This is a genomic window from Nocardia arthritidis (assembly GCF_011801145.1).
GTDB classification, from domain to species: Bacteria; Actinomycetota; Actinomycetes; order Mycobacteriales; family Mycobacteriaceae; genus Nocardia; species Nocardia arthritidis_A.
The window spans coordinates 7,667,350-7,690,480 of sequence record NZ_CP046172.1 but is presented as its reverse complement, the minus strand read 5'-3'; the positions used below and the strand labels follow the sequence as shown (position 1 = coordinate 7,690,480).

Here is a 23,131-nt window from a genome sequence, read left to right as displayed (position 1 = left end):
GGCGTGAAATGACCCCCGCACCGATGGAGTGCGGGGGTCGTTTTGTATTCGAAACAGGTCAGCCCTGCGCGAGCGCCGTTTTTCGGAAGAACGCCGAGGTGAGCTCGCGCGCCCGGTCGAGATCGCGATCCCGGACCCTGGGGAAAGTGGTTGCCGCACAGGCGAATTCGTCCTCGATGAAGGCCGAGACCGGCGCGGGCGCCGCACCGCTTCCCATCTCCCGCGTGCGTGACTTGAGCTCGGTGAGCTCGGCGACGGCGGCCACCAGATCGGCGGGCAGCTCACACTGCGCCAGCAGCGTCGGCAGATGCATCGGCGCGACGGCCGCGTCCGGATGCTGACGGAGCCAGCGCAGCGCGATCGCGGGCCGCAGCGAGTAGAACACCTTCTTCAACGAGCCATTGCCGCCGAACAGTCCCCACTGTTTTGCACCGAGATGCAGGTAGTGTCTGGCCACCTTGTTCCGGTCGGCGACCGCATCGGCCAGCGCCCGCAGCTCGTCGCGGAAGCGGGGATCGCCGCGGTACACGATCGGCGACATCAGCCATTCGATGATCACCGCATTGCCCTGCACCAGCAGCCGCAGCGCCTTCGCCAGATCCCACCCGCCGACGTCGAGCAGCCCGATCAGCGGCGTCTCGATGACATCGCGCGTCCGCCACGGCGACAGGTACGTGTCCAGGCTCGCCACGTAGACGAACCGGCAGTCGTAATCCGAATCCGGTGACGGGAAACCCCAAGCGCGGCTTCCACTTTCGATGGCAAGCGGAATCGATACCCGATGCTCGGCCGCGATCCGGTCCAGCTCGTCGTCGATGGACCCGACGACGGCCGGGTCCATCGAGGCGGGAATCGCGCGCAGAGACATGACGGCGATGCTATGGCCGCATCGGCGGCGGCGCAGCTCAATTTCGCGCCGGTGCGGTCCCGAATGCCGTGGTGAGGACGGCGGCGATGGCCAGCGCGCCGCCCAGCCACATGGCGGCGCTGCTGCCGAGACCGTTCGCCGCCAGCCCGCCCAGCAGCGCGCCCGCGGCGATGGCGAAGTTGAAGACGGCGGTGAGCAGCGAGGCCGCGCCGTCGCGGGCGCCGGGTTCGGACAACATCGCCCACGTGAGCGTGCTCACCGACACACCGCCGTACGCGATACCCCAGATCACGATGAACACCCCGGCGATCAGTGCCGTACCGCCCAGCATCGGCAGCAGCAATACCGCGACGCCGAGCACCCCGCTGATCGCCAGCAGTGTCGCCCGCGGCCGCCGGGACGCGCGTGGTCCGGCGACGAAATTGCCTGCGATTCCGGCGATTCCGTATACCAGCAGCAGCGATCCGATCAGGCCGGCGTCGGCGCCGGTGACGTCCTCCAGCACCGGTCGCACATAGGTGTAGGCGGCGAAATGCCCGGCCACCAGGAATGCGACGATGAGCAGTCCGGTGCGCAGCGCCGGATTTCCGGCCAATCCGAAGACGCCGCGCAGCGCGACATCGCCCTGCGCCCGCAGCGGCGGCAGGACAGCGGGCATCGCGACCAGCAGCACGACGGCCAGCCCGGCCGTCACGAGGAACGCGGCCCGCCAGCCCGCGACCGCGCCGAGGTACGCACCCGCCGGAATGCCGAGCACCGAGGCGATCGCGATCCCGCTGAACACCACGGAAACCGCAGTGGCCGTGCGGTTTTCGGGCACCAGGCGGGCCGCGAGCCCCGCCGCGAGCGACCACACGCCGCCCATCCCGAGGCCGACGAGCACCCGGCCGACGGTGAGCACGCCGAAGTTCGGCGCCGCCGCGGCCGTCACGTTGCCGAGTATCAGCACCGCCATGAGCCCCGTCATCACCCAGCGCCGGTCGAACCGGCTGAGCGCCGCGGTGAGCAGCGGCGCGGAAATGGCTGCGACGAGCCCGGTTTCGGTCATCGCCAGACCCGCGGTGCCCTCGCTGATATTCAGGTCGTGGCGCATCGGCGTGAGCAGGCCGACCGGCAGCATCTCGGAGGTCACCACCGTGAACGTGCCGACGGCGAGCGTGCCGACGCCCAACCATCCGCGCCGGATCGAATGCCCGGGCACCGGTGGGGCATCGACGCGTTCTCGAAGATCAGTCATGGGCTCCAGCCAACGGATCCTGCCAGGCGGAAACAATGACGATTCGCGGATTGTTCTATGAGCCGGGCTTATTGATCGATGGAGGGAGCGGACGCCGATGGGGCTCGAAGTGCGTGAACTGGAAGCCTTTTTGGTGCTGGCCGAGGAACTGCACTTCGGGCGCGCGGGTGAGAGGTTGTATATCTCACAGGGGCGGGTGAGTCAGCTGCTGCGGTCGTTGGAGCGAAGGATCGGTGGCCGGTTGGTTGATCGCACCAGCCGCCGGGTGAGCCTCACCCCGCTGGGCGCCGAATTCGCCGCCGAGCTGCGGCCCGCCTATCAGGCATTGGGCCACACCCTCGACCGGGCGTGCAATGCGGCGCGCGGTGTGCACGGCCTGCTGCGCATCGGATTTCAGGGCAGCACCGATCTGGGCCTGATGGCGGCGATCGAGCACTTCCAGCGGCGATACCCCGACTGTGCCATCGATCTCAGGGAGATTCCGCTCGCCGATCCGTTCGGCCCGCTCTACCGCGACGAGGTCGATGTCGCGCTCATCCTGACGCCGATCCGCGAGCCGGATCTGGTGCTCGGCCATGTGTTCGCGAAACAGACTCAGCAGCTTGCCGTTTCGGCTCGGCATCGGCTGGCGTGCCGGGACAGTATCCATGCGGAGGAACTCGCCGAGGAGCGGTTGATCGGGTTTCGCGGCCCCGCTCCGCAGTACTGGCGCGATGCTCATGCGCCGAGCAGCACCCCGGGCGGTCGGGCGATTCCGGCCGGGCCCGCGGTGCGCACGCTGGAGGAGGGGTTGGCGCTGGTGGCCACCGAGCGCGGGGCCATGCTGTTGTGCAAGCCGACCAGCGAGAACCGGGCCCGGCCGTCGGTGTCCTTCGTGCCGGTCGACGGGTTGGACGATTCGGTGCTCGGGCTGTGCTGGCATCGCAGTCGCGAGACGGCGCGGGTGCGCGCGTTCGCGGACGTGCTCGGCGAGCTGGGCTGATCACCCACCATCGAGATCTGATCGTGATTGGCCTCGGGCTCGTTTCCCGGGTAGGGGTTTTCCGGCCGTATCCCGCCGGATGCCATCAGTTCCATGGGCATGAATCGATCGTGCGCGGTTAGTTTTTCGACCGCGTAATGGCGTGTCTTATCGGATTCTCATAATTGTTCGTTAGCTAGGAAAATTATCGTCCGAATTCGCGTCGTTTGTGCTGGTGAGAAGCTATTTTCGCAGTTCAAACGCTTCTGGACGGTTGACCATGTCACATCGAGCGGCCGAATGTAGTCTGCGTCACTATCCGGGGAAATTTTGTAACCGTATTTGTGGACGGCCCGATGTGTCATGTGTCAGCCAGTTCAACTGGGTTGTTGTTCCAACGAAGAGGTATTTCAATGATCCCCGTTATCATCGACACCGGTAGCGCCGCTCTGAACGGTTTCCTGAACACCTTCGGCGCCGCGTTCCACGGCATCATCGACACCCTGTGGACGGGATCCTTCGGTCGCTGATCACCGACGTGATGGTCGATTGAATTCGGCTAAAGGCCGACCTCCGGTGCGCGCGGCGCGGGAGGTCGGCCTTAGTCGTCTCCGGAGACTACGTGCGGCTCACCTCGGCTCGGACAGCGCCTATCGCACCCGCGACCGCTTCCGGATGCGTCAACTGCGGATAGTGCCCGCCACCGGCGACAATCGTTGTCGGCCGCGACACCGGCGCCACCAGTGGGTCATCGGCGCCGATGACGATCCGCACCGGAACCCGGACGCGCTCCAGTAAGGCGCGCAACTCCTTTCGGCGCGATTCGGCCGATGCCGCCCGCAATGCCGCCGCGGTCCGGCGCGCGACACCGGCCCGCCGCAGGTTGGCCGATGCGCTCGCCACCGCATCGCTTTCGGGCACGCCGAGCCGAGTTGCCAAGGTGGCGGCCGACATTCGGCGCAAAGCCAGTTCCGTCAACGGCGAGCGCAGCAGCGGGCTCGGCGGTTTCTGCAGGAACGCGGGAGATATCAGCACCACCCCGGACACCCGATCCGGGTGCGCCGCGGCGTATTCGAGCACCGGCCCGCAGCCGAGCGAATATCCGACCAGTACCGGCTCGCTCCGTATGGACCGCATGAGCCGGGGCAGCAATTCTTCGATCCGTCCTGGCGCGGACCGGCCGAGGCCGGGCAGATCCGCGGCCAGACTCGGCGCGCCGAGTGCGTCCCGGACCGGCAGCCACGAGCTGCCGTCCAGCGGAATTCCGTGTAGCAGTACATATTCCGGCAGTTCCCTGGCGCCGGACAGCCAGACGCCATCGGCGAATCCCGCGTCCGGTTCGGCCGTTACGGTGCCGAATCGACCGGCCACCAGGTGATCCGCCCATGTGCGCAGGACGGATTCGACCGGCGGCATGACGAGTCCGGCGCGGTCCGCGACGGCATCGGCCGCGCTCGTGTCGTACCGATCCTCGACGAGGAATGGAAACTGTTCCGGATCGGCGCCCGTCAGCGCCCTCGGCAGCCGTTCGAGCACCGAGACGGGCACCGAGAACCGCGGTACCCGCACCCCCATATGCTCCGCGAGCAGCCGAATCACTTCGGGCAGAACGGGAGTCGCCGGGTCCAGCACGGTATACGACTGTCCTGCGGTGCCGTGCTGTTCGGGTAGCGCGGTCAGGAATGCGGCCAAGTAGTCGAGATCCACTACCGGAACAAAGGTTTCGCGGCTGCCCGGCAACGCGGGCAACTTACCGTTCCACAGGCGCTCGACCGTATCGGTCAGCCCGATGTACTGACCGGGCCCGAGCACGGCGCTCGGATTCGCGACCGTCAGCGGAATGCCGTGCCGTGCGGCGGTTTCGCGCACCAGGGGGTCGGCCGCCAGCTTCGTCGACTCGTACGCTCCCAGCGGGCCGGTGGTCGGCTGGGCCTCGCTCGCGGCGCGATATCCGGTGATGTGGACCACCCGCCGCAGTCCGGATAGCCCTGCGGCCCAATCCAGTACGTTCACCGCACCGGTGACGTTGACCGCATGGGCGTCGTCGTGCGCCAGCCCGAAGGCGTAGCGGGCGGCGCAGTTATATACGTCGCGGATGCCGCCGATGTCGAGCCCGTCCGGCAGACCGAGGTCCGGCGCGACGATATCGCAAGGGGTAATGGTCAATTCGTCGCGCGGCACGTCGCGTGCTTCGAGGTATTCGACGAGCCGTCGCTGCGTTCCTGGCCGCAGGGCGGCGATTACCGCGTGACCTTTGGTGAGCAGCTCGGCGACAACGGCGCGCCCGATGAATCCGGCGGCTCCGAAGACGATGCTATCGGACATCCCATCTCCTAAATGGACTGGTCTACATATTTTATAGACCTGCGAAAAACCTTGCCTGGCAAGGCAATTGGTTCAGTTACCGATAAGGGTTCGAATGGTTCGGGCCACCCGCTCCAGCGGCTCCCTGCTGCGCCGCGACCGGGCCAGCAGCAGTGCGCCCTCGATCAGCGCCAGGATCGATGCGGCGAGGTCGTCGGCATCGGCGCGCCCCGCGCCGCGCAACCGGATTCGGAGGGCCTGCTCCCAAGCCGTATACGCGGCAGCGCATTCCGCCTGGATGGCGTCGTTGTCGGCGGAAACCTCCAGCGCGACGGTCGCCACCGGGCAGCCGCTGCGCCAGCCGGATGCGGCCAGCCGGTCGCCGAATGCGGTGAGCAGCTTCTCCGCCGCGTCGGCGGCATCGGCCAGCGGGACGGAATCGATGAGCGTCGCGATCTCGGTGCCGGACAGTTTGATCGCCTCGGCGACGAGTTCGTCCTTGCCGCCGGGGAAGTGGAAGTAGACGGATCCGCGTGGCGCACCGCTGGTTTCGATGATGCGGTTGAGTCCGGCGCCGTAGTAGCCCTGTTCCTCGACGAGTGCGCGGGTGGCCTGGATCAGTTTGCCCCGCGTCTCGTCGCCCTTCGCTCCCATGGCTCGAAACTATAGACCGGTCATCATATTTTTGCGAACCCTTGAAATTGACGACGGCCGCCAACCAGGGCGGAAACGACGATGAAAACGGGCCAACTAAGCTGGGCGGCGGTAATTGCCGACCCCATTTCCCCAGGAGTACCGCACAGTGAGCCAAGCAGGTCGTCCTGTTGTTCTGATCGCCGACAAGCTCGCCCAGTCGACCGTCGACGCGCTCGGTGACGGTGTCGAGGTTCGGTGGGTCGACGGGCCCGACCGCCCGGCGCTGCTCGCCGCTGTCCCCGAGGCCGACGCACTGCTGGTGCGCTCGGCGACCACGGTGGACGCCGAGGTCCTGGAGGCGGGCAAGAACCTGAAGATCGTCGCGCGCGCCGGCGTCGGCCTCGACAATGTCGACGTGCCGGCGGCCACCGAGCGCGGCGTCATGGTGGTCAACGCGCCGACCTCGAATATCCACACCGCGGCCGAGCACGCCGTCACGCTGCTGCTCGCGGCCGCCCGCCAGATCCCGGCCGCCGACGCCACCCTGCGCGAACACACCTGGCAGCGCAGCAAGTTCAACGGTGTCGAGATCTTCGGCAAGACCGTCGGCGTGATCGGCCTCGGCCGCATCGGCCAGCTGTTCGCCGCGCGCCTGGCCGCCTTCGAAACCAAGATCGTCGCGTACGACCCCTACGTCTCGCCCGCGCGCGCCGCCCAGCTCGGCATCGAACTGCTGAGCCTGGACGAGGTGCTGCAGCGCGCCGACTTCATTTCGGTGCACCTGCCCAAGACCCCCGAGACCAAGGGCCTGCTCAGCAAGGAGAAGCTGGCGCTCACCAAGCCGGGCGTCATCATCGTCAACGCCGCGCGTGGCGGCCTGATCGACGAGTCCGCGCTGGCCGATGCGATCAAGTCGGGTCACGTCCGGGCCGCGGGCATCGACGTCTTCGAGACCGAGCCGTGCACCGACAGCCCGCTGTTCGAGCTGCCGCAGGTCGTCGTCACCCCGCACCTCGGCGCGTCCACCGCGGAGGCACAGGACCGGGCGGGCACCGATGTCGCGAAGTCCGTATTGCTCGCGCTGGCAGGTGAATTCGTGCCCGGTGCGGTGAACGTCACCGGCGGCGCGGTGAACGAGGATGTCGCGCCGTGGCTCGACATCGTGCGCAAGCAGGGCGCCCTGCTCGGTGCGGTGTCCAACGAGCTGCCGGTGAGCATCGAGGTGCAGGTGCGCGGTGAGCTGGCTGCGCAAGACGTTGCGGTGCTGGAACTTTCGGCGCTGCGCGGCATCTTCTCGGCGCTGGTGGAAGATCAGGTCACCTTCGTCAACGCGCCGACGCTGGCCCGGGATCGCGGTATCACCGCGCAGGTCACCACGATCACCGAGAGCCCGAGCCACCGCAGCCTGGTCGACCTGCGCGCGGTGTTCGGCGACGGCCGCACCCTGAATGTGGCCGGCACGCTGACCGAGCCGCAGCAGGTGCAGAAGATCGTCAACATCAACGGCCGCAACTACGACATGCGGGCCGAGGGCCTGAACCTGGGCGTGCTGAACTACTCGGACAAGCCGGGCGCGCTCGGTCGGATCGCCACCAAGCTCGGCGAATCCGAGATCGACATCCTGGCCGCGCAGCTCAGCCAGGACGTCGACAAGCAGGGCGCCACGGTGATCCTGCGGGTGAACCGTGAGGTGCCCGCCGATGTGCAGGCCGCCATCGCCGATGCGGTCGGCGCGGCCAAGGTGGTGCTGGTCGACCTCTCCTGATCTCTTAGGCCCGCGCGGAGTCCGGCGAGCGGTCGGGCTCCGCGCGAGTCGTATCGGCAAGTGGGCCGTCCATCCCATGATGTGGGAGCTGGTCGCCCTGGTGGCCAGGTCGGAGCGGGCACCGGTTAATGTTGCGGTGCTTGCGGTCCGGCCGCTCGGAAGCCGAATCGGCGATCCGCGGCCAGTGAAACTGAACGGAGCCCTGTGCCATGAAGCTTGCAGTCATCCCCGGCGACGGAATCGGCCCGGAGGTCATCGCGGAGGCGCTCGGGGTGCTCGACGCGGTGGTACCCGGTGTCGAGAAGACCGAATACGACCTGGGCGCCAAGCGCTACCACCGCACCGGTGAGATCCTGCCCGATTCGGTGCTGCCCGAGCTGAAGCAGCACGATGCGATCCTGCTCGGCGCGATCGGCGATCCGTCGGTGCCGAGCGGCGTGCTCGAGCGCGGCCTGCTGCTGCGCACCCGTTTCGCGCTGGACCACCACGTGAACCTGCGGCCGTCCAAACTGTTTCCCGGAGTGACCAGCCCGCTGTCCGGCAATCCGGATATCGATTTCGTGGTGGTGCGCGAGGGCACCGAGGGCCCGTACACCGGAACCGGCGGTGCGATCCGGGTGGAGACCCCGCACGAGGTGGCCACCGAGGTCAGCACCAATACCCGGTTCGGCATCGAGCGGGTGGTGCGCTACGCCTTCGCCAAGGCGCAGGCCCGCCGCAAGCACCTCACCCTGGTGCACAAGACCAACGTGCTCACCTTCGCCGGTTCGCTGTGGCAGCGCACCGTCGACGAGGTTGGGGCCGAATTCCCGGATGTCACAACGGCTTACCAGCACATCGACGCCGCGACCATCCACATGGTCACCGATCCCGGCCGGTTCGACGTCATCGTCACCGACAATCTGTTCGGCGACATCATCACCGACCTGGCGGCCGCGGTGAGCGGCGGCATCGGCCTCGCCGCCAGCGGCAATATCGATGCCTCCGGCGTCAACCCGAGCATGTTCGAGCCGGTGCACGGCAGCGCACCCGATATCGCGGGCCAGGCCAAGGCCGACCCCACCGCCGCGATCCTCTCGGTGGCCCTGCTGCTCAACCACCTCGGCAACACCGAGGCCGCCGCCCGCATCGAATCCGCGGTAGCCAAGGACCTCGCCACCCGCACCGGCCCGTCGTCCACCTCCGAAATCGGCGCCCGCATCGCCGCCGTCCTCTAGTACGAGTCGGGCCTGCGTACCGATCCGGCACGCAGGCCCCAGACCCGGACGTTCTCGGTGTAGCCAGTGCCGACTCCGATAGCATGTGTAAGCAGCTTTGCGCATGTCGGATGGGCACCGCGCGGAACCTGTTGTGGGCGAGGGTGCGACGTTCACCGCCGAAATCGATGCCGATGTTCCGATCCAGGTGAGCTTCGATCCGGGGCGACCTGCTCGAGTTCTGAAACCTGAAGCGGCCGCGCTCCTGGTCGTGATCGCGTGCCGCATGCGACGGCCCCGGTGCCGCTTCCGCTCGCTGTAAGCTCAGTCGGCGCTGTGGGATTCGGTGACAGTGGCCGTAGTGCGGTAGGTGGTGACGCGGGCGCCGTCGATGGGGGCGTGGTCGGGCCAGGCGTGTGCGGCGTGGAAGGCGGCGGAGGCACGGTAGGCGGAATACGCGGGCTCGTCGATGAATTCGAGGATGGACAGGTAAGGCCGGTCCGGTTCCTGTGGGGCGAGTAGACGGGCGACGCGCAGGCCGGGGACACCGGGGAGGGTGCCGCGCAGGCTGGCGGTGAAGTTGCGTTCGAAGGTGTCCCGATTCTCCGGTGCGACGGTGAGCTCGTTGATGACCGTGAACATCGTGTGGGTCGTTCCTTATTCTTTATGGGTGCGCGGGCGGGGGCGGTGGCGGTGATGTGTGATGCCGACCGCGCGTTGGATGAAACCGACTGTCTTCGGAACGATTTCGGCGGACGGGTGGCCGGCGTCGAGCAGGTCGATGGCGCGGGCGAGGGCGCCGTCGATGAGCATGGCGGTGAGTTCGGGGTCGGAGACGCCGAGTTCGGTGAGGGCCGAGCGCAGGGGGGCGGCCAAATCGTGGTGGGCGTTCGCGAGTTGGGCGCGGCTCTCCTCGTCGCGGGGCAGTCCGCCGCCGAGCACGGCGATGCGATGGTCACCCGCCGCGGCCAGCGCCAAAGTCGTTCGGACATATGCCTCGATCCGGCCCGCCGCCGTCTCCGCCCGTTCGACGGTATCGCGCACCTGCGCGCCCCACTCGGCGAAGGAGTCGGCGACGATTCTCGTCAAGATCTCGTCGCCGGAGCGGAAATATTTGTAGACGCTGCTGCGGGCGAGCCCGGCGGCCGCACCGACCGCGGCGGGGGTAACCCCGTGCGGCCCTTCGGAAAGCAGCAGTGCGCGGGCCGCCGCGAGTAGGGCGTTCTCCTGATTCGCGCGATGCTCGGCGATGGTCGGTGCGTCGATCTTCGGCATCTCGCTCCCGTCGTTGGCGACGATCTGTCGCTATCTTAGCGCATTGGCGACGTAATGTCGCCAAATTGGGATACCGCGACCGAAGTGAAACGTTCCCCGGCTGAGTGGATCCGGAAGTTGTTGGGAACGACGGGTTTCAGACGCCTGTCATGGTGGGGATAGGAGCGCCCGCCGCGTCAAGATCGCCGGAAGTTGTTGGGACCAAGAGGTTTCAGAGAAGGATGAGCGGGTAATGGTGAGTGGGATCATCCCACGATCGGACCTCGTGCCCGCCTCGGACATTCGAGACGGGCACGAAATCGTAAGTAGGGCACCCCTATTCGTCACCGTGACCGAAACCCGGCTGGTTCGGGTGGTGCGGGCGACGTCGACGAGGTGGCCGAATATATAAGGTATGCACCACTATTCGGTACGCCTGTCGGCCGGTACCAGCGGAACCGCCACCGCCGCCAGCGCGGCGGCCATCAGATAGGCAGCCGGAAAGCCACTCGCAGTTATGAGAGCGCCGAACAGCGGAGGCACCGCTGCGACCGCAAGATTTTGTCCAGTGTTCTGAATGCCCAATCCTCGTCCGCTCCAGTAGGGTCCGGCGATTTCGGCGACCGCGGTGAAGGCCAGCCCGTTATCCGAAACGGTGATGACCGAGGCCGCGACGAGCAGCGGCACGGCCGCGAACCACCAGTGCGTCCATGCGGTGAAACCCAGTGCGGCCATGGAGATCACGGCCGCGATCGCCACTGTGCGCAGCGGGCCCAGCCGACTGCCGACCCGGTCCGACCACGCTCCGGCGCCGATTCTGCCCAGGGCGCCGAGGATTTGGGTGCCGGTGACCAATAGGCCTGCGGCGGGCAGCGACCAGCCGATGTCGCGGTGCAGCCACAGCAGCGCGAAGGTCCACACCGTTCCCTGCGGTACGACCAGCAGTACCGAAACGGCGTGTATGCGCCACAGCGTCGAATCGCCGCGATAGGGGTTGGCGCGCAAGTCTTTATCCGCTGTACCCGCGGGTCGCGGGGGATCGACGATGCCGATCAGACAGCCGAGCGCGGCCGCGCCCGCCATTACCGCCGGTACCAGAATCGCCGCGGCGACACCGTGATTGGAGGCGACGTACGGGATCGTCAGCGCGCCGACGGCGACACCGGCGGGCTGAGCGGACTGCCGAATTCCCATGGCCAGCCCGCGTTGTCGGGGCGGGAACCAGCCGACGATCACCCGACCGCTGGCCCCGTTGGTGCTTCCCGCACCGACCCCGGCGACGAACAGCAGTGCGCCCAAGGCGATATCGGTGTGCGTCGCGGCCGCTGCCGCTCCCGCGACGCACATCAGCAGCGGCCCGCCGATCAACACGCGGCGCTCACCGATCCGGTCGACGATGTAACCCCATGCGATCAGCGTGCAGACCAGCCCGACTGTCGGCATGGCCACCAGCAGGCCCGCGGTGGCGAGGGTCATGCCGCGGTCGGTCAGCGCGGGCAGCAGGAACGGGAGGCCGTGTACGAATATCGCGCTGCTCGCCTGGGCGAAGACGCCGAGGCCGAGCATCGCCCACCGCCGGACCTCGGGAAGCTGAGTCACGGCAGCCATCGGCATCACCTCGGTATATCTCATTATTTGGGAATCGTGTCCCACTGAATGAACAACGAGGTTCACCGTACACCCGGCCGACAAGTCGCGACCGCGCTGCCCGCGTTGTTCTCAACACCTGGGACGAGCTCCCGCGTACCGCGTGGTCGGACGCGTTCGAGCAGGTCGATAGACTGCCAGCCATGCGTCTAGGTCGAGTTGCCAGTCCCGATGGGGTCGCGTTCGTCAGCATCGAAGGGGAGGGAAGCGACAGCATCGCCAAAGAGATCGCGGAACATCCGTTCGGTACGCCGACATTCACCGGGCGGAGTTGGCCGCTGGCCGACGTTCGCCTGCTCGCCCCGATTCTGGCGAGCAAGGTGGTCTGCGTCGGCAAGAACTACGCCGCGCACGCGGCCGAGATGGGCGGGCCCGCACCGGAAGATCCGGTGATCTTCCTCAAACCGAGCACGTCGATCATCGGCCCCAACGCGCCGATCATCCTGCCGCCCAGCTCATCTCAGGTCGATTACGAGGGCGAACTGGCCATCGTCATCGGCAGGCCGTGCAAGGATGTGCCCGCCGCCCGCGCGCTCGACGTCGTGCTCGGATACACCGTCGCCAACGACGTCACCGCGCGCGACCAGCAGCGCCACGACGGCCAGTGGACCAGGGGCAAGGGGTACGACACCTTCTGCCCGCTCGGCCCCTGGATCGAAACAGCCTTGGATCCATCGGATCTGGAGATCGTCACCGAACTGGACGGCGACGTGCGCCAGCGCAGCCGCACTTCGCTTCTGCTGCACGACATTCCGAAGCTCATCGAGTGGGTCACCACGGTGATGACGCTGCTGCCCGGTGATGTGATCCTCACCGGAACCCCCGAGGGCGTCGGTCCGATGAAGGACGGGCAGCGCGTGACGGTGACCGTCGAGGGCATCGGCACCCTCACCAATCCTGTTGCCGCCAAACATCGTTAGCGACCGCTCACAGGTCGCTCGAAGAGGCCAGATCGAAAGAGAGCCATGACACAAGTACGGGTCCGATTCTGCCCGTCGCCGACCGGGACCCCGCATGTCGGCCTGATCCGGACGGCGCTGTTCAACTGGGCGTACGCCCGCCACAACGGCGGCACGTTCGTCTTCCGCATCGAAGACACCGATGCCGCACGCGATTCCGAGGAGTCCTACCACGCGATCCTCGACGCTCTACGCTGGCTCGGGCTCACCTGGGACGAGGGTCCCGAGGTCGGCGGGCCGTACGGGCCGTACCGGCAGTCGGAGCGGCGCGATATCCACCGGGACGTCGTGCGCAGGCTGCTCGAGGCGGGCGAAGCGTACGAATCCTTCTCCACGCCAGAGGAAGTCGAGCAACGTCACCGCGAAGCCGGACGCGACCCGAAGCTGGGTTACGACAACTATGACCGAAATCTCACGCCCGAGCAGATCCAGGCGTACCGAGATGCCGGTCGCCCCGCGGTGATTCGGCTCCGGATGCCCGACGAAGATCTCATCTGGCACGACTTGGTGCGCGGCGAAACGACTTTCAAGGCGGGCAGTGTGCCCGACTTCGCACTCACCCGCGGGACGGGTGATCCGCTGTACACGCTGGTCAACCCGGTCGACGACGCGATGATGAAGATCACCCACGTATTGCGCGGTGAAGATCTGCTCTCGTCGACTCCGCGACAAATCGCGCTGTATGCCGCGTTGCGCCGGATCGGCGTTGCCGAGTTCACCCCCGAGTTCGGACATCTTCCGTTCGTGATGGGTCAGGGCAACAAGAAGTTGTCCAAACGCGATCCCGAGTCGAATCTGTTCGCACATCGCGATCGTGGATTCATTCCCGAAGGTTTGCTGAATTACCTCGCGCTGCTGGGTTGGGGCATCTCGGACGATCACGATGTGTTCTCCATGGCCGAGATGGTCGAGGCATTCGACATTTCGAAAGTGAATTCGAATCCGGCGCGATTCGATCAGAAGAAGGCGGATGCGCTCAACGCCGAGCACATCCGGTTGCTGGAGCCGGGTGATTTCGCGCACCGCTTGCGTGAGTACCTCACCGAACACGGACACATCGGCGCGGAAATCGACGACAAGATGTTCGCCGCGGCCGCGGAACTGGTGCAGACCAGGATCGTGGTACTGGCCGACGCATGGGATCTGCTGCGATTCCTGTTTGCGCCCGCGGACGAGTTCGCAATTGATCCGGCGGCGGGTGCGAAGAATCTGGGATCCGAAGCCGAACCGGTATTGCGGGCCGCTATTACCGCGCTGGAGCCGTTGCCGCAGTGGACGACAGCCGCAATCGAGGAAGCGCTCAAAACCGCGCTCATCGACGAACTGGGCCTCAAACCGCGCAAGGCCTTCGCGCCCGTGCGCGTCGCGGTAACCGGATCGCACATCAGCCCGCCGCTGTACGAGTCGATGGAGTTGCTCGGACGCGAGACCGCCCTCGCCCGGCTGCGCGCCGCGCAGGGCTGGCAGGCGGCGGGCTGAAGCTCAAATATGGCCTTGACCAGGCGATTTGTGGTTAACCGGTAGCCGTAGGGTAATCTTCTTCTCGGCCCGGAACACGGTCTCGAGTCAACCAGACGCGAGGTCGGAATCCCTGGTCAATGGGGTATGGTGTAATTGGCAACACAGCTGATTCTGGTTCAGCCATTCTAGGTTCGAGTCCTGGTACCCCAGCGGAGATTGTTGTTCTAGCTTCGGTTCGCGGCCGAAATCAGTTCAGCAATCGGCGATTTGGTCGCCGAGCTTCGGCCGGTTAAGCTAGCCGAGCTTCCACTGATCGAGAGAGCGAAGGATCCCGCTCCGAGATCGACAGAGCGGTCACTCACGGAAGTGAGAGATCAGTCCTGGCCCCGTCGTCTAGCGGCCTAGGACGCCGCCCTCTCAAGGCGGTAGCGCGGGTTCGAATCCCGTCGGGGCTACATTCGCGGTGGCGAGTGCTCGTGGAGAGCACTCGCCATTGCTCATTTCCGCGCACTTTGTGGGGGTGCAACCCCCACACCCCGCCCGGCGGGGCTTCGCCCCCCGGACCCCCTACCGGGGGCTTTGCCCCCTGGCCCCCTATTTGTTGGGGGTTGCGTTTTGTTGGTGGGTTTCTGTTTGGGGCTCGGTTATGTGTGGGGCTTCATGTTGTCGTTGGGTTAATGTGCGGGTTCGGGTTTCGGGGGTTTGGGGCTTCGGGGGGTCGGCGGTGGAAGTTCGCTGGTGGGTTTGTGATGTGGGCTGTTTGGGGTGTGTTCTTGGTGGGTGGGTTGTTGATTTTGTGGTGTAAAGCGCAGGTGGGGGATATGAGTAGACCCTCCGGTCCGCGGGGACTGGAGGGTCTTTTTGTTTTCGCGGGGTGGGTTAGCCGCTCTTGCGCCGGAATTCGCGCTTGTGGGTGGCGCTGCCGTGGGTGGAGTTGGCCTTGGAGCGGCCGTCGAGGTGGTCGGCCGACCTGGCGTGCTGCTGGTTCTTGCGCTCCAGCGCCTCGCGGAACTTGCGTTTGACCTCGTCGGCGCCGTCGTTGGTACTGCCAGAGCCGTTGGAACTGCCCGATTGCGCCATGCCTGCTCCTCGTAGTCGGGCCGCGCGCGGCGCCCCCGGGTTGGGCGGCGACGCCCGGCCATTGGTGTCGAACGTGCCTGACGGTAGCTGGCGGATGCCGCGTTGTCAGGTGCTTTACCGCGCGGGTCAGTCGATAGGGGTTGCGGTGGTGCCGCCGAGCGGGAGCGCGGGCAGCCCGAGTTTGCGGTGGTCCCAGCTGCGCAGCCGCTCCGGCACCACCCGGATGGCCACCCGCTTGTTCAGCATCGCCTCCACCATCGGCCGCACCTCCTCGCTGTAGGGGCCGGTGTAGCGCTCCCAGACGCTCACCCCGACGGCGAACAGGCGGTCCGGATCGTCATGGATCTCGGCGCGGCCCTCGATGGCGACGCCGCGCAGCTGGTCGTAGGTCTGGCCGGCCTCGACCATGCAGGTGATCCGCGGATCGCGGCGCAGGTTGACGGCCTTTTGCGATTTGGCCTTGGTCTCGAACCAGATCTCGCCATCGATGAGGCCGTACCACATCGCGGTCAGATGCGGCCTGCCGTCGCGCCCGAGCGTCGCCATGGTGGCGATGCGGCTGCGCTGCAGGAATTCGGTGATCTCGCTGTCGGACATGACGATCTGCGCCCGCTGGTTGACTCCCATGCGCAAACACTAGCGATTCCGAATTGAGACTGCCTTACAAACGCTTGTGCAAGGCATCGGCCGCGGCGACCAGATCGGCGGCCCAGCGGGCGCCCGGCCTGCGGCCCATCCGGTCGATCGGGCCGGATACCGAAACGGCCGCGATCACATTGCCCGCCGCATCCCGCACCGGGGCGGACACGCTGGCGACGCCGGCCGCGCGCTCGGCCGCGCTCTGCGCCCAGCCGCGCCTGCGCACCTCGGCCAGCTGCCGCTCGCCGAAGACCGCGTCGGCCAGGATGGCGCGCTGCAATTCCGGATCGGACCAGGCGAGCAGCACCTTGGCCGCCGAGCCCGCGGTGAGCGGCAACCGCGCCCCGACCGGAACGGTGTCGCGCAGGCCGACCGGCGGTTCCATCGCCGCGACGCAGACCCTGGCATTCCCGTCGCGGACGTAGAGCTGCACGCTCTCGCCGGTGATCTCGCGCAGCCTGGGCAGGATCGATCCGGCCGCGTCCAGCAGCGGATCCGCGGCGCTGGTGGCCAGCTCGGCCAGAGCGGGGCCCGGCCGCCACAGGCCGTTGTTGTCGCGGGCCAGCAGTCGATGCACCTCCAGCCCCACCGCGAGGCGGTGCGCGGTCGCCCGAGGCAGGCCGGTGCGGGTGCAGAGCTCGTTGAGACCGCAGGGATGCTCGGCGACGGCATGGAGCACCGCCACCGCTTTGTCGAGGACGCCGATACCGCTATGCTGTCTCATACAACGATATTAGCGTCTCGGATGTTGAGATTGCACATCGAACAGATCATGTCTCGACAGCCCGCTACGCCCGCGATATCCGAATTCGATGCAGCCGATTGCCGTGTCATCAGCCCACGATGCGGACCAGGCTGCGCGTTCCGAAAGGTGATCGAAGAATGGCCGAACGCCCGCGTACTTTGGCCGAGAAGGTGTGGGAGCAACACGTCGTTGCCCGCGGCGAGGGGGAGGGCTCCGCCCGCGAACCGGACCTGATCTACATCGACCTGCACCTCGTGCACGAGGTGACCAGCCCGCAGGCCTTCGACGGACTCCGCGCCGCGGGCAGGCCCGTGCGCAGGCCCGATCTCACCATCGCCACCGAGGACCACAACGTCCCGACGGTCGATATCGACAAACCCATCGCCGACCCGATTTCCCGGACCCAGGTGGAGACCCTGCGGCGCAATTGCGCCGAATTCGGGGTGCGCCTGCACCCGATGGGCGATCTGGACCAGGGCATCGTGCACGTCGTCGGGCCGCAGCTCGGCCTGACCCAGCCGGGTATGACGGTGGTCTGCGGTGACAGCCACACCTCGACGCACGGTGCGTTCGGCGCGCTGGCGATGGGTATCGGCACCAGTGAGGTCGAACATGTGCTCGCCACTCAGACACTGTCGCTGCGGCCGTTCAAGACCATGGCCATCACGGTGGACGGCGCACTGCCCGACGGCGTCACGAGCAAGGATTTGATTCTGGCCGTCATCGCGCGAATCGGGACCGGCGGCGGCCAGGGTTATGTGCTGGAATACCGCGGCGAAGCCATTCGCGCCATGTCGATGGAGGCGCGAATGACGATCTGCAATATGTCGATCGAGGCGGGTGCGCGGGCGGGCATGATCGCGCCGGACGAGACCACCTACGAATTCCTGAAGGGCCGTCCGCATGCGCCGCAGGGGGCCGAGTGGGATGCCGCGGTGGCCGCGTGGGAGGCGCTGAAGACCGACGACGGCGCGGTGTTCGACCACGAGGTGCGCATCGACGCGAATACGTTGACCCCCTTCGTCACCTGGGGCACGAATCCGGGACAGGGTGCGCCGCTGGGTGAATCGGTGCCCGATCCGGCGCAGATCGCCGACGAGGTGACCCGTGAGGCCGCCGAGAAGGCCCTGCGGTACATGGATTTGGAGCCGGGTACTCCGCTTAGGCAGGTGGCCATCGACACGGTATTCGTCGGATCGTGCACCAACGGGCGTATCGAGGATTTGCGCGCCGTGGCCGGGATTTTGAAGGGCCGCAAGGTCGCCGACGGTGTGCGAATGCTGGTCGTACCGGGCTCGATGCGGGTGCGCGCGCAGGCGGAAAAAGAAGGACTGGGCGAGATTTTCACCGCGGCGGGCGCCGAATGGCGGCAGGCCGGTTGTTCGATGTGCCTGGGAATGAATCCGGATCAGCTCGCGCCCGGTCAGCGCTGCGCGTCGACCTCGAACCGCAACTTCGAGGGCAGGCAGGGCAAAGGTGGCCGCACACACCTGGTTTCCCCGCTGGTGGCCGCGGCGACGGCGGTACGCGGAACGCTCGCTTCGCCCGCTGATCTCGACTGAGCGGGACGAAAACCCTCCGCCCCCAGTTCGAGTCGGGCCACCCAGTCAACTCACAGGAGAATCGAAAATGGAAGCCTTTACCGTGCACAAGGGGATCGGTGTGCCGCTGCGCCGGTCCAATGTCGATACCGACCAGATCATCCCGGCGGTGTACCTGAAGCGCGTGACGCGCACGGGATTCGACGACGGCCTCTTCGCGGCGTGGCGCACGGATCCCGACTTCATTCTGAACACCGAGCCCTACAACCGGGGCAGTGTGCTGGTCGCCGGTCCGGATTTCGGCACCGGATCCTCACGCGAGCATGCCGTATGGGCACTGTCCGACTACGGCTTTCGGGTCGTCATCTCGTCCCGCTTCGGCGACATCTTCCGCGGCAATGCGGGCAAGGGCGGGCTGCTGGCCGCCCAGATGTCACAGAACGATGTCGAAATGCTGTGGAAGTTGCTCGAGGAACAGCCGGGGCTGGAATTGGTTGTGGACCTGGAGAGTCGGACCGTGACGGCCGGAACCGTCGTGTTGCCGTTCGATATTGACGACTACACCAGGTGGCGTCTGCTCGAGGGATTGGACGACATCGGGCTGACGTTGCGCCGGAGTGACGTGATCGGGCAGTTCGAAAAGGCAAGGCCGAGTTGGAAACCCACCACCCTTCCGGCACGTATTTCGCAAGCGTAATCACCGTCTTCGTTAGCTGTACGACGGCTTCGCCGGTAGCTGGACGTGTGCTAAACCACATGAATTTTGGCGTGGCACATAGACTCTTGCCCAAACTGGGTTTACCGTGGTACCTAGTCGGTCCGACGACGGGCCATTAGTCTGCGGAGGATTCAATGAACAAGGCGGAACTGATCGACGTTCTGACCGAAAAGTTGGGTACAGACAGGCGCACGGCTACAGCGGCAGTCGAGCATGTTGTGGACACGATCGTGCGCGCGGTGCATAAAGGCCAGAGCGTCACGATCACCGGATTCGGTGTGTTCGAACAGCGTAAGCGCGCGGCGCGCGTGGCTCGCAACCCGCGTACCGGTGAAACTGTCAAGGTGAAGCCCACTTCGGTACCTGCGTTCCGTCCGGGTGCGCAATTCAAGGCCGTTATCGCGGGGAAGCAGAAGCTCACCGCCAGCGGTCCTGCGGTCAAGCGCGGCGCGAACGCGCCGGTGGCGGCCAAGAAGACCGCCAAGAAGGCGGCGAAGAAGGCGACGGCCAAGAAGGCCGCCACCAAGGCGCCTGCCAAGACCACGGCGAAGAAGGCGGCCAAGAAGGCGCCCGCAAAGGCGGCCGCTCGCAAGACAACTGCGAAGAAGGCACCGGCCAAGAAGACCACCACCAAGGCCGTAGCCAAGAAGACCGTCGCCAAGAAGACGGCTGCCAAGAAGACCGTCGCCAAGAAGACCGCCGCCAAGAAGGCTCCGGCCCGCAAGGCCACTGCCAGGCGCCGGTAGGCACTGCGACAGCGGCATTTAGCCGCTGGGTGATCGGTTCCCAGCCGAATCACCAAGCCACGCTGTAGGAAACGGCCCCAGGGAAACACCCTGGGGCCGTTTTCGTTGTGTGGAGCGGGTTTTGGGCTGTGCCGTGGATCAGGATCCGACGATGTCCATCGAGAGGGACCGGTCCAGATGGTTGGCGGCCACCAGCCTGCCCTTGACGAACGAGAGCACCCAGACGCTGCCCTTCCGGTTGCGAGCGGAAGGCACTGTGACACCGTCCTTTTCAGCCCACCACGCGAGAAGATCAGGAATCACCTTGCCCTGACTACAGATAACGCGCACCGCCGCGTCGGAGACCAGCTCGACCGCTCGGGCACGGCCTTCGTCTTGCGCTGCGGCATAACCGGTTTCGGACAGCAGCGGTTCGAGCTGGATATCGGCGCCGAGCTTCTCGGCCAGCGGGGTCACCGTCTGCACACAGCGCAGCGGATCGGCCGAAAAGATCTCGGATGCCCCGAACGCCAACAGATTCGGCACCAGCGCGTCGGCCTGGGCGCGGCCCGCCCGATCCAGCGGACGCTCGAAGTCGGGGCCGGAGAAGCGATCTCGGCGTCCGGCCTTGGCATGCCGCACCAGCAGCACGGTGCTGGTGTGCGCGGGCAGTCGCATGAAGGTGCGCACCACCTGCCGGTCCATCGGATACGACAGCTGGTCCATCACCCGGTCCATCGGATACCAGGACAGCTCGTCCACCTCCGAGTTGGCGGTGAACGCGCCGCCCGCCACCTCGGCGGCCCAGTAGTCGACCCGCTTCAACTTCCGGTGTCCCGGAATGGGATACGTGACGTGGCCGAGGTAGCGGCCGAGCCGGCAATCCAGCCCGGTTTCCTCGGCGGTCTCCCGTACCGCGGCGAGTACCGGCGTCTCGCCCGGATCCAGCTTGCCCTTGGGCAGCGACCAGTCCTGATATTTGGGCCGGTGCACGATGGCGATCTCGACACCGGAGCCGTTGGCGGCCCGGCGCCACAGCACCGTGCCCGCGGCGTGAATGTTGGCTCGTACCCGGGGATCCCAGAAGGACCCTCCGTCCATCTCGTACCCCGCGTCGTTCACTGCTGATCAGGTCTCCGCAATCGCATGAGGAATTCTTGGTGGTCGCGCACCTGCTCGCCGTCCTCGTCGGACTTCTCCGGCCAGGCCTGCCAGCTGCCGTCCGGCTGCAACACCCAGCATCTGGTGGTCGGGTACAGCGCGGAGTCGAGGATCGAGCCGAGCTGTTCGCTCAGCCGCGGATCCTTCACCTGGGCCATGACCTCCACCCGGCGATCCAGGTTGCGATGCATCATGTCGGCGCTGCCGATCCAGTACTGGTCCTGCGCCTGAAAGTGCATGATCCGCGAATGTTCCAGGAAGCGGCCGAGAATCGAACGTACCTCTATATTCTCGCTCATCCCAGGTACGCCGGGACGCAGCCCGCAGATGCCGCGCACCACGATCTGGACCGGAACCCCGGCCTGCGACGCCCGGTACAGCGCGTCGATGACCTGTTCGTCGACGATCGCGTTGGCCTTCATCCGGATTCGCGCCTGCCTGCCCTGACGGGCCAGCTCGGTCTCGCGTTGGATGCGTTCGATGATCCCGGCGCGCACGCCCTGCGGCGCCACCAACAGGTTGCGGTAGTTGGCCTTTCGCGAGTATCCGGTGAGCGAATTGAACAGGTCGGTCAGGTCGGCGCCGATTTCCGGTGCGGCGGTGAGCAATCCGACGTCCTCGTAGAGGCGCGCCGTCTTCGGGTTGTAGTTGCCGGTGCCGATGTGGCAGTAGCGGCGGATGGTCGCGCCCTCGCGGCGCACCACGAGGCAGGTCTTGCAATGGGTTTTGAGACCGATCAGGCCGTAGACGACGTGCACGCCTGCCTGTTCCAGCGCGCGGGCCCACTTGATGTTGGCCTGTTCGTCGAAGCGGGCCTTGATCTCGACCAGCGCCACCACCTGCTTACCGGCCTCGGCGGCGTCGATGAGCGCGTTGACGATCGGTGAGTCGCCGGAGGTGCGGTACAGCGTCTGTTTGATGGCGAGCACCTGCGGATCGGCGGCGGCCTGTTCGATGAACCGCTGCACGCTGGTGGAGAACGAGTCGTACGGGTGGTGCACCAGCACGTCGCCCTCGCGCAGCGCGGCGAAGACGTTGCGCGGGGTCTCGCGCTCGCCGAAGGCGGGCGGGGTGGCCGGAACATACGGCGCGTCTTTGAGATTCGGCCGGTCGACCCCGTAAACCTGCCACAGGCAGGACAGGTCGAGCAGGCCGGGCACCTGGATGACATCGCCCGGATCGACGTCGAGTTCGCGCAGCAGCAGATCGAGCATGTGCTCGGTCATATCGTCGGAAACCTCCAGCCGCACCGGGGATCCGAAGCGGCGGCGCGCCAATTCCCGTTCCAGCGCCTGCAGCAGGTCCTCGTCGCGGTCCTCGTCCACCTCGAAATCGGCGTTGCGGGTGATCCGGAACGAGTGGTGCTCAACGACTTCCATGCCGGGGAACAGCAGATCCAGGTGCGCGGCGATCAGCTCCTCCATCGGCAGGAAGGCCGCGATGGTCGAAGCGGATTCGGTGCGCCGCACCCGGACGAACCGGTCGACGTTATCGGGTACCTTGACGCGGGCGAAGTGTTCCCCGCCGGTGGCCGAATCCTTCACCGTCACCGCGAGATTCAGGCTCAGGCCGCTGATGTAGGGGAACGGGTGCGCCGGATCCACCGCGAGCGGGGTGAGCACCGGGAACACCTGATCCTGGAAGTGCCCCGAAAGTCGTTGGCGCTCATCGTCGTCCAGATCGGACCAGTCGATGATGGCGATACCCTCCGCGGTGAGCGCGGGCAGCACATGGTCCAGGAAGACGCGCGCGTGGCGATCGGCGATCTCCTGGGCGCGGGCCGCGATGAGCTCCAATTGCTCACCGGGGGAACGGCCGTCGGCCGAGCGCACCAGCAATCCGGTCTCCGCGCGGCGTTTCAGTCCGGCGACCCGGACCATATAGAACTCGTCGAGGTTCGAGGCGAAGATGGCCAGGAATTTGGCGCGCTCCAGTAGCGGCAGCGAGGCGTCCTCGGCGAGGGCGAGCACCCGGGTGTTGAAATCGAGCCAGCTCAGTTCCCGGTTGAGGTAGCGATCGGCGGGCAACCGCTCCGTCGCGGTTTCGGTCGCGGGCGTGGACGCCGCGGGCGGCGCGGTTGGCAATAGCTGATGTGTATCACTCACGACTGCGCCTCGCTCTGCTCGATCCTGCCGCTCATCGGCCGCGCCGGTGGGGCGCTCTCGGCCGCTGTGCGCGATGGCGCGCCGTGCCTGTTCTTCACTCGCTGACCCTCGTTCACGCCAACGATCATC

The 23,131-nt window shown here is 66.5% G+C and carries 20 protein-coding genes and 2 tRNA genes; 10 read left to right on the top strand and 12 right to left on the bottom strand.

Annotated elements, in window-relative coordinates:
• Positions 1-58: 58 nt before the first annotated feature.
• Both F5544_RS34635 and F5544_RS34630 read right to left on the bottom strand, forming a co-directional pair.
• Positions 59-868 (bottom strand): nucleotidyltransferase domain-containing protein, encoded by an 810-nt coding sequence (locus F5544_RS34635; protein WP_167477067.1) that lies wholly within the window; start codon positions 866-868, stop codon positions 59-61.
• Positions 869-905: 37 nt separating this feature from the next.
• Complete coding sequence (locus F5544_RS34630) at positions 906-2,105, bottom strand: MFS transporter (RefSeq protein WP_167477066.1); 1,200 nt, start codon at positions 2,103-2,105, stop codon at positions 906-908.
• Positions 2,106-2,202: 97 nt separating this feature from the next.
• Here F5544_RS34630 and F5544_RS34625 point away from each other — a divergent pair, with 97 nt between their 5' ends.
• Entirely contained in the window at positions 2,203-3,087 is an 885-nt protein-coding gene (locus F5544_RS34625) for a LysR family transcriptional regulator (RefSeq protein WP_167477065.1), read from the top strand.
• A gap of 597 nt (positions 3,088-3,684) precedes the next feature.
• On the opposite strand, the gene F5544_RS34620 is transcribed toward F5544_RS34625, so the two are convergent.
• Together F5544_RS34620 and F5544_RS34615 are read right to left on the bottom strand one after the other, a co-directional pair.
• On the bottom strand, positions 3,685-5,391 hold the full coding sequence (locus tag F5544_RS34620; RefSeq protein WP_167477064.1) for an alpha/beta fold hydrolase: 1,707 nt from the start codon (positions 5,389-5,391) through the stop codon (positions 3,685-3,687).
• A gap of 72 nt (positions 5,392-5,463) precedes the next feature.
• Positions 5,464-6,024, bottom strand: a complete 561-nt coding sequence (locus tag F5544_RS34615) for a TetR/AcrR family transcriptional regulator (RefSeq protein ID WP_167477063.1) — start codon at positions 6,022-6,024, stop codon at positions 5,464-5,466.
• A 148-nt stretch (positions 6,025-6,172) separates the two neighbouring features.
• Between F5544_RS34615 and serA the strand changes: the two genes are divergently transcribed.
• Together serA and F5544_RS34605 are read left to right on the top strand one after the other, a co-directional pair.
• A complete protein-coding gene (gene serA / locus F5544_RS34610) occupies positions 6,173-7,771 on the top strand; it encodes a phosphoglycerate dehydrogenase (protein ID WP_167477062.1) in 1,599 nt (532 codons plus the stop codon).
• Positions 7,772-7,980: 209 nt separating this feature from the next.
• A complete protein-coding gene (locus tag F5544_RS34605; RefSeq protein ID WP_167477061.1) occupies positions 7,981-8,988 on the top strand; it encodes a 3-isopropylmalate dehydrogenase in 1,008 nt (335 codons plus the stop codon).
• Between the two features lie 303 nt (positions 8,989-9,291).
• Here the strand turns inward: F5544_RS34605 and F5544_RS34600 are convergent, their stop codons facing one another.
• The 3 genes from F5544_RS34600 to F5544_RS34590 form a co-directional block, all read right to left on the bottom strand.
• Positions 9,292-9,609 (bottom strand): antibiotic biosynthesis monooxygenase, encoded by a 318-nt coding sequence (locus F5544_RS34600; protein WP_167477060.1) that lies wholly within the window; start codon positions 9,607-9,609, stop codon positions 9,292-9,294.
• A gap of 15 nt (positions 9,610-9,624) precedes the next feature.
• Positions 9,625-10,242, bottom strand: a complete 618-nt coding sequence (locus F5544_RS34595) for a TetR/AcrR family transcriptional regulator (RefSeq protein ID WP_167477059.1) — start codon at positions 10,240-10,242, stop codon at positions 9,625-9,627.
• 402 nt (positions 10,243-10,644) lie between these two features.
• Positions 10,645-11,829, bottom strand: a complete 1,185-nt coding sequence (locus tag F5544_RS34590) for an MFS transporter (RefSeq protein WP_167477058.1) — start codon at positions 11,827-11,829, stop codon at positions 10,645-10,647.
• Positions 11,830-12,011: 182 nt separating this feature from the next.
• Here F5544_RS34590 and F5544_RS34585 point away from each other — a divergent pair, with 182 nt between their 5' ends.
• From F5544_RS34585 to F5544_RS34570, 4 genes are all read left to right on the top strand, one after another.
• Positions 12,012-12,788, top strand: a complete 777-nt coding sequence (locus F5544_RS34585) for a fumarylacetoacetate hydrolase family protein (RefSeq protein WP_167477057.1) — start codon at positions 12,012-12,014, stop codon at positions 12,786-12,788.
• A gap of 45 nt (positions 12,789-12,833) precedes the next feature.
• Positions 12,834-14,306: a glutamate--tRNA ligase gene (gltX, locus tag F5544_RS34580; RefSeq protein ID WP_167477056.1), complete on the top strand. Its 1,473-nt coding sequence runs from the start codon at positions 12,834-12,836 to the stop codon at positions 14,304-14,306.
• A 120-nt stretch (positions 14,307-14,426) separates the two neighbouring features.
• Positions 14,427-14,498, top strand: a tRNA-Gln gene (locus tag F5544_RS34575).
• Between the two features lie 172 nt (positions 14,499-14,670).
• Positions 14,671-14,743 (top strand) — tRNA-Glu (locus F5544_RS34570).
• A gap of 424 nt (positions 14,744-15,167) precedes the next feature.
• On the opposite strand, the gene F5544_RS34565 is transcribed toward F5544_RS34570, so the two are convergent.
• From F5544_RS34565 to F5544_RS34555, 3 genes are all read right to left on the bottom strand, one after another.
• The gene (locus F5544_RS34565) at positions 15,168-15,368 is read right to left on the bottom strand and encodes a DUF5302 domain-containing protein (protein ID WP_167477055.1); all 201 of its coding nucleotides are present in this window, start codon (positions 15,366-15,368) and stop codon (positions 15,168-15,170) included.
• A gap of 126 nt (positions 15,369-15,494) precedes the next feature.
• On the bottom strand, positions 15,495-15,995 hold the full coding sequence (locus tag F5544_RS34560; protein ID WP_167477054.1) for a PPOX class F420-dependent oxidoreductase: 501 nt from the start codon (positions 15,993-15,995) through the stop codon (positions 15,495-15,497).
• A 34-nt stretch (positions 15,996-16,029) separates the two neighbouring features.
• Positions 16,030-16,731 carry an IclR family transcriptional regulator gene (locus F5544_RS34555; RefSeq protein ID WP_167477053.1) on the bottom strand — a complete coding sequence of 234 codons (702 nt, stop codon included), beginning with the start codon at positions 16,729-16,731 and terminating at the stop codon, positions 16,030-16,032.
• Between the two features lie 158 nt (positions 16,732-16,889).
• On the opposite strand from F5544_RS34555, the gene leuC reads away from it, so the two are divergent.
• The 3 genes from leuC (at position 16,890) to F5544_RS34540 (ending at position 19,757) form a co-directional block, all read left to right on the top strand.
• Positions 16,890-18,314 carry a 3-isopropylmalate dehydratase large subunit gene (gene leuC, locus F5544_RS34550; protein ID WP_167477052.1) on the top strand — a complete coding sequence of 475 codons (1,425 nt, stop codon included), beginning with the start codon at positions 16,890-16,892 and terminating at the stop codon, positions 18,312-18,314.
• A 67-nt stretch (positions 18,315-18,381) separates the two neighbouring features.
• A complete protein-coding gene (leuD, locus tag F5544_RS34545; RefSeq protein WP_167477051.1) occupies positions 18,382-18,990 on the top strand; it encodes a 3-isopropylmalate dehydratase small subunit in 609 nt (202 codons plus the stop codon).
• 155 nt (positions 18,991-19,145) lie between these two features.
• Complete coding sequence (locus F5544_RS34540; RefSeq protein WP_167477050.1) at positions 19,146-19,757, top strand: HU family DNA-binding protein; 612 nt, start codon at positions 19,146-19,148, stop codon at positions 19,755-19,757.
• A gap of 138 nt (positions 19,758-19,895) precedes the next feature.
• Here the strand turns inward: F5544_RS34540 and F5544_RS34535 are convergent, their stop codons facing one another.
• On the bottom strand, positions 19,896-20,837 hold the full coding sequence (locus tag F5544_RS34535; RefSeq protein WP_167477049.1) for an NUDIX hydrolase: 942 nt from the start codon (positions 20,835-20,837) through the stop codon (positions 19,896-19,898).
• Positions 20,838-20,854: 17 nt separating this feature from the next.
• Entirely contained in the window at positions 20,855-23,002 is a 2,148-nt protein-coding gene (locus F5544_RS34530; RefSeq protein WP_174867461.1) for an RNA degradosome polyphosphate kinase, read from the bottom strand.
• Between the last annotated feature and the right edge of the window lie 129 nt (positions 23,003-23,131).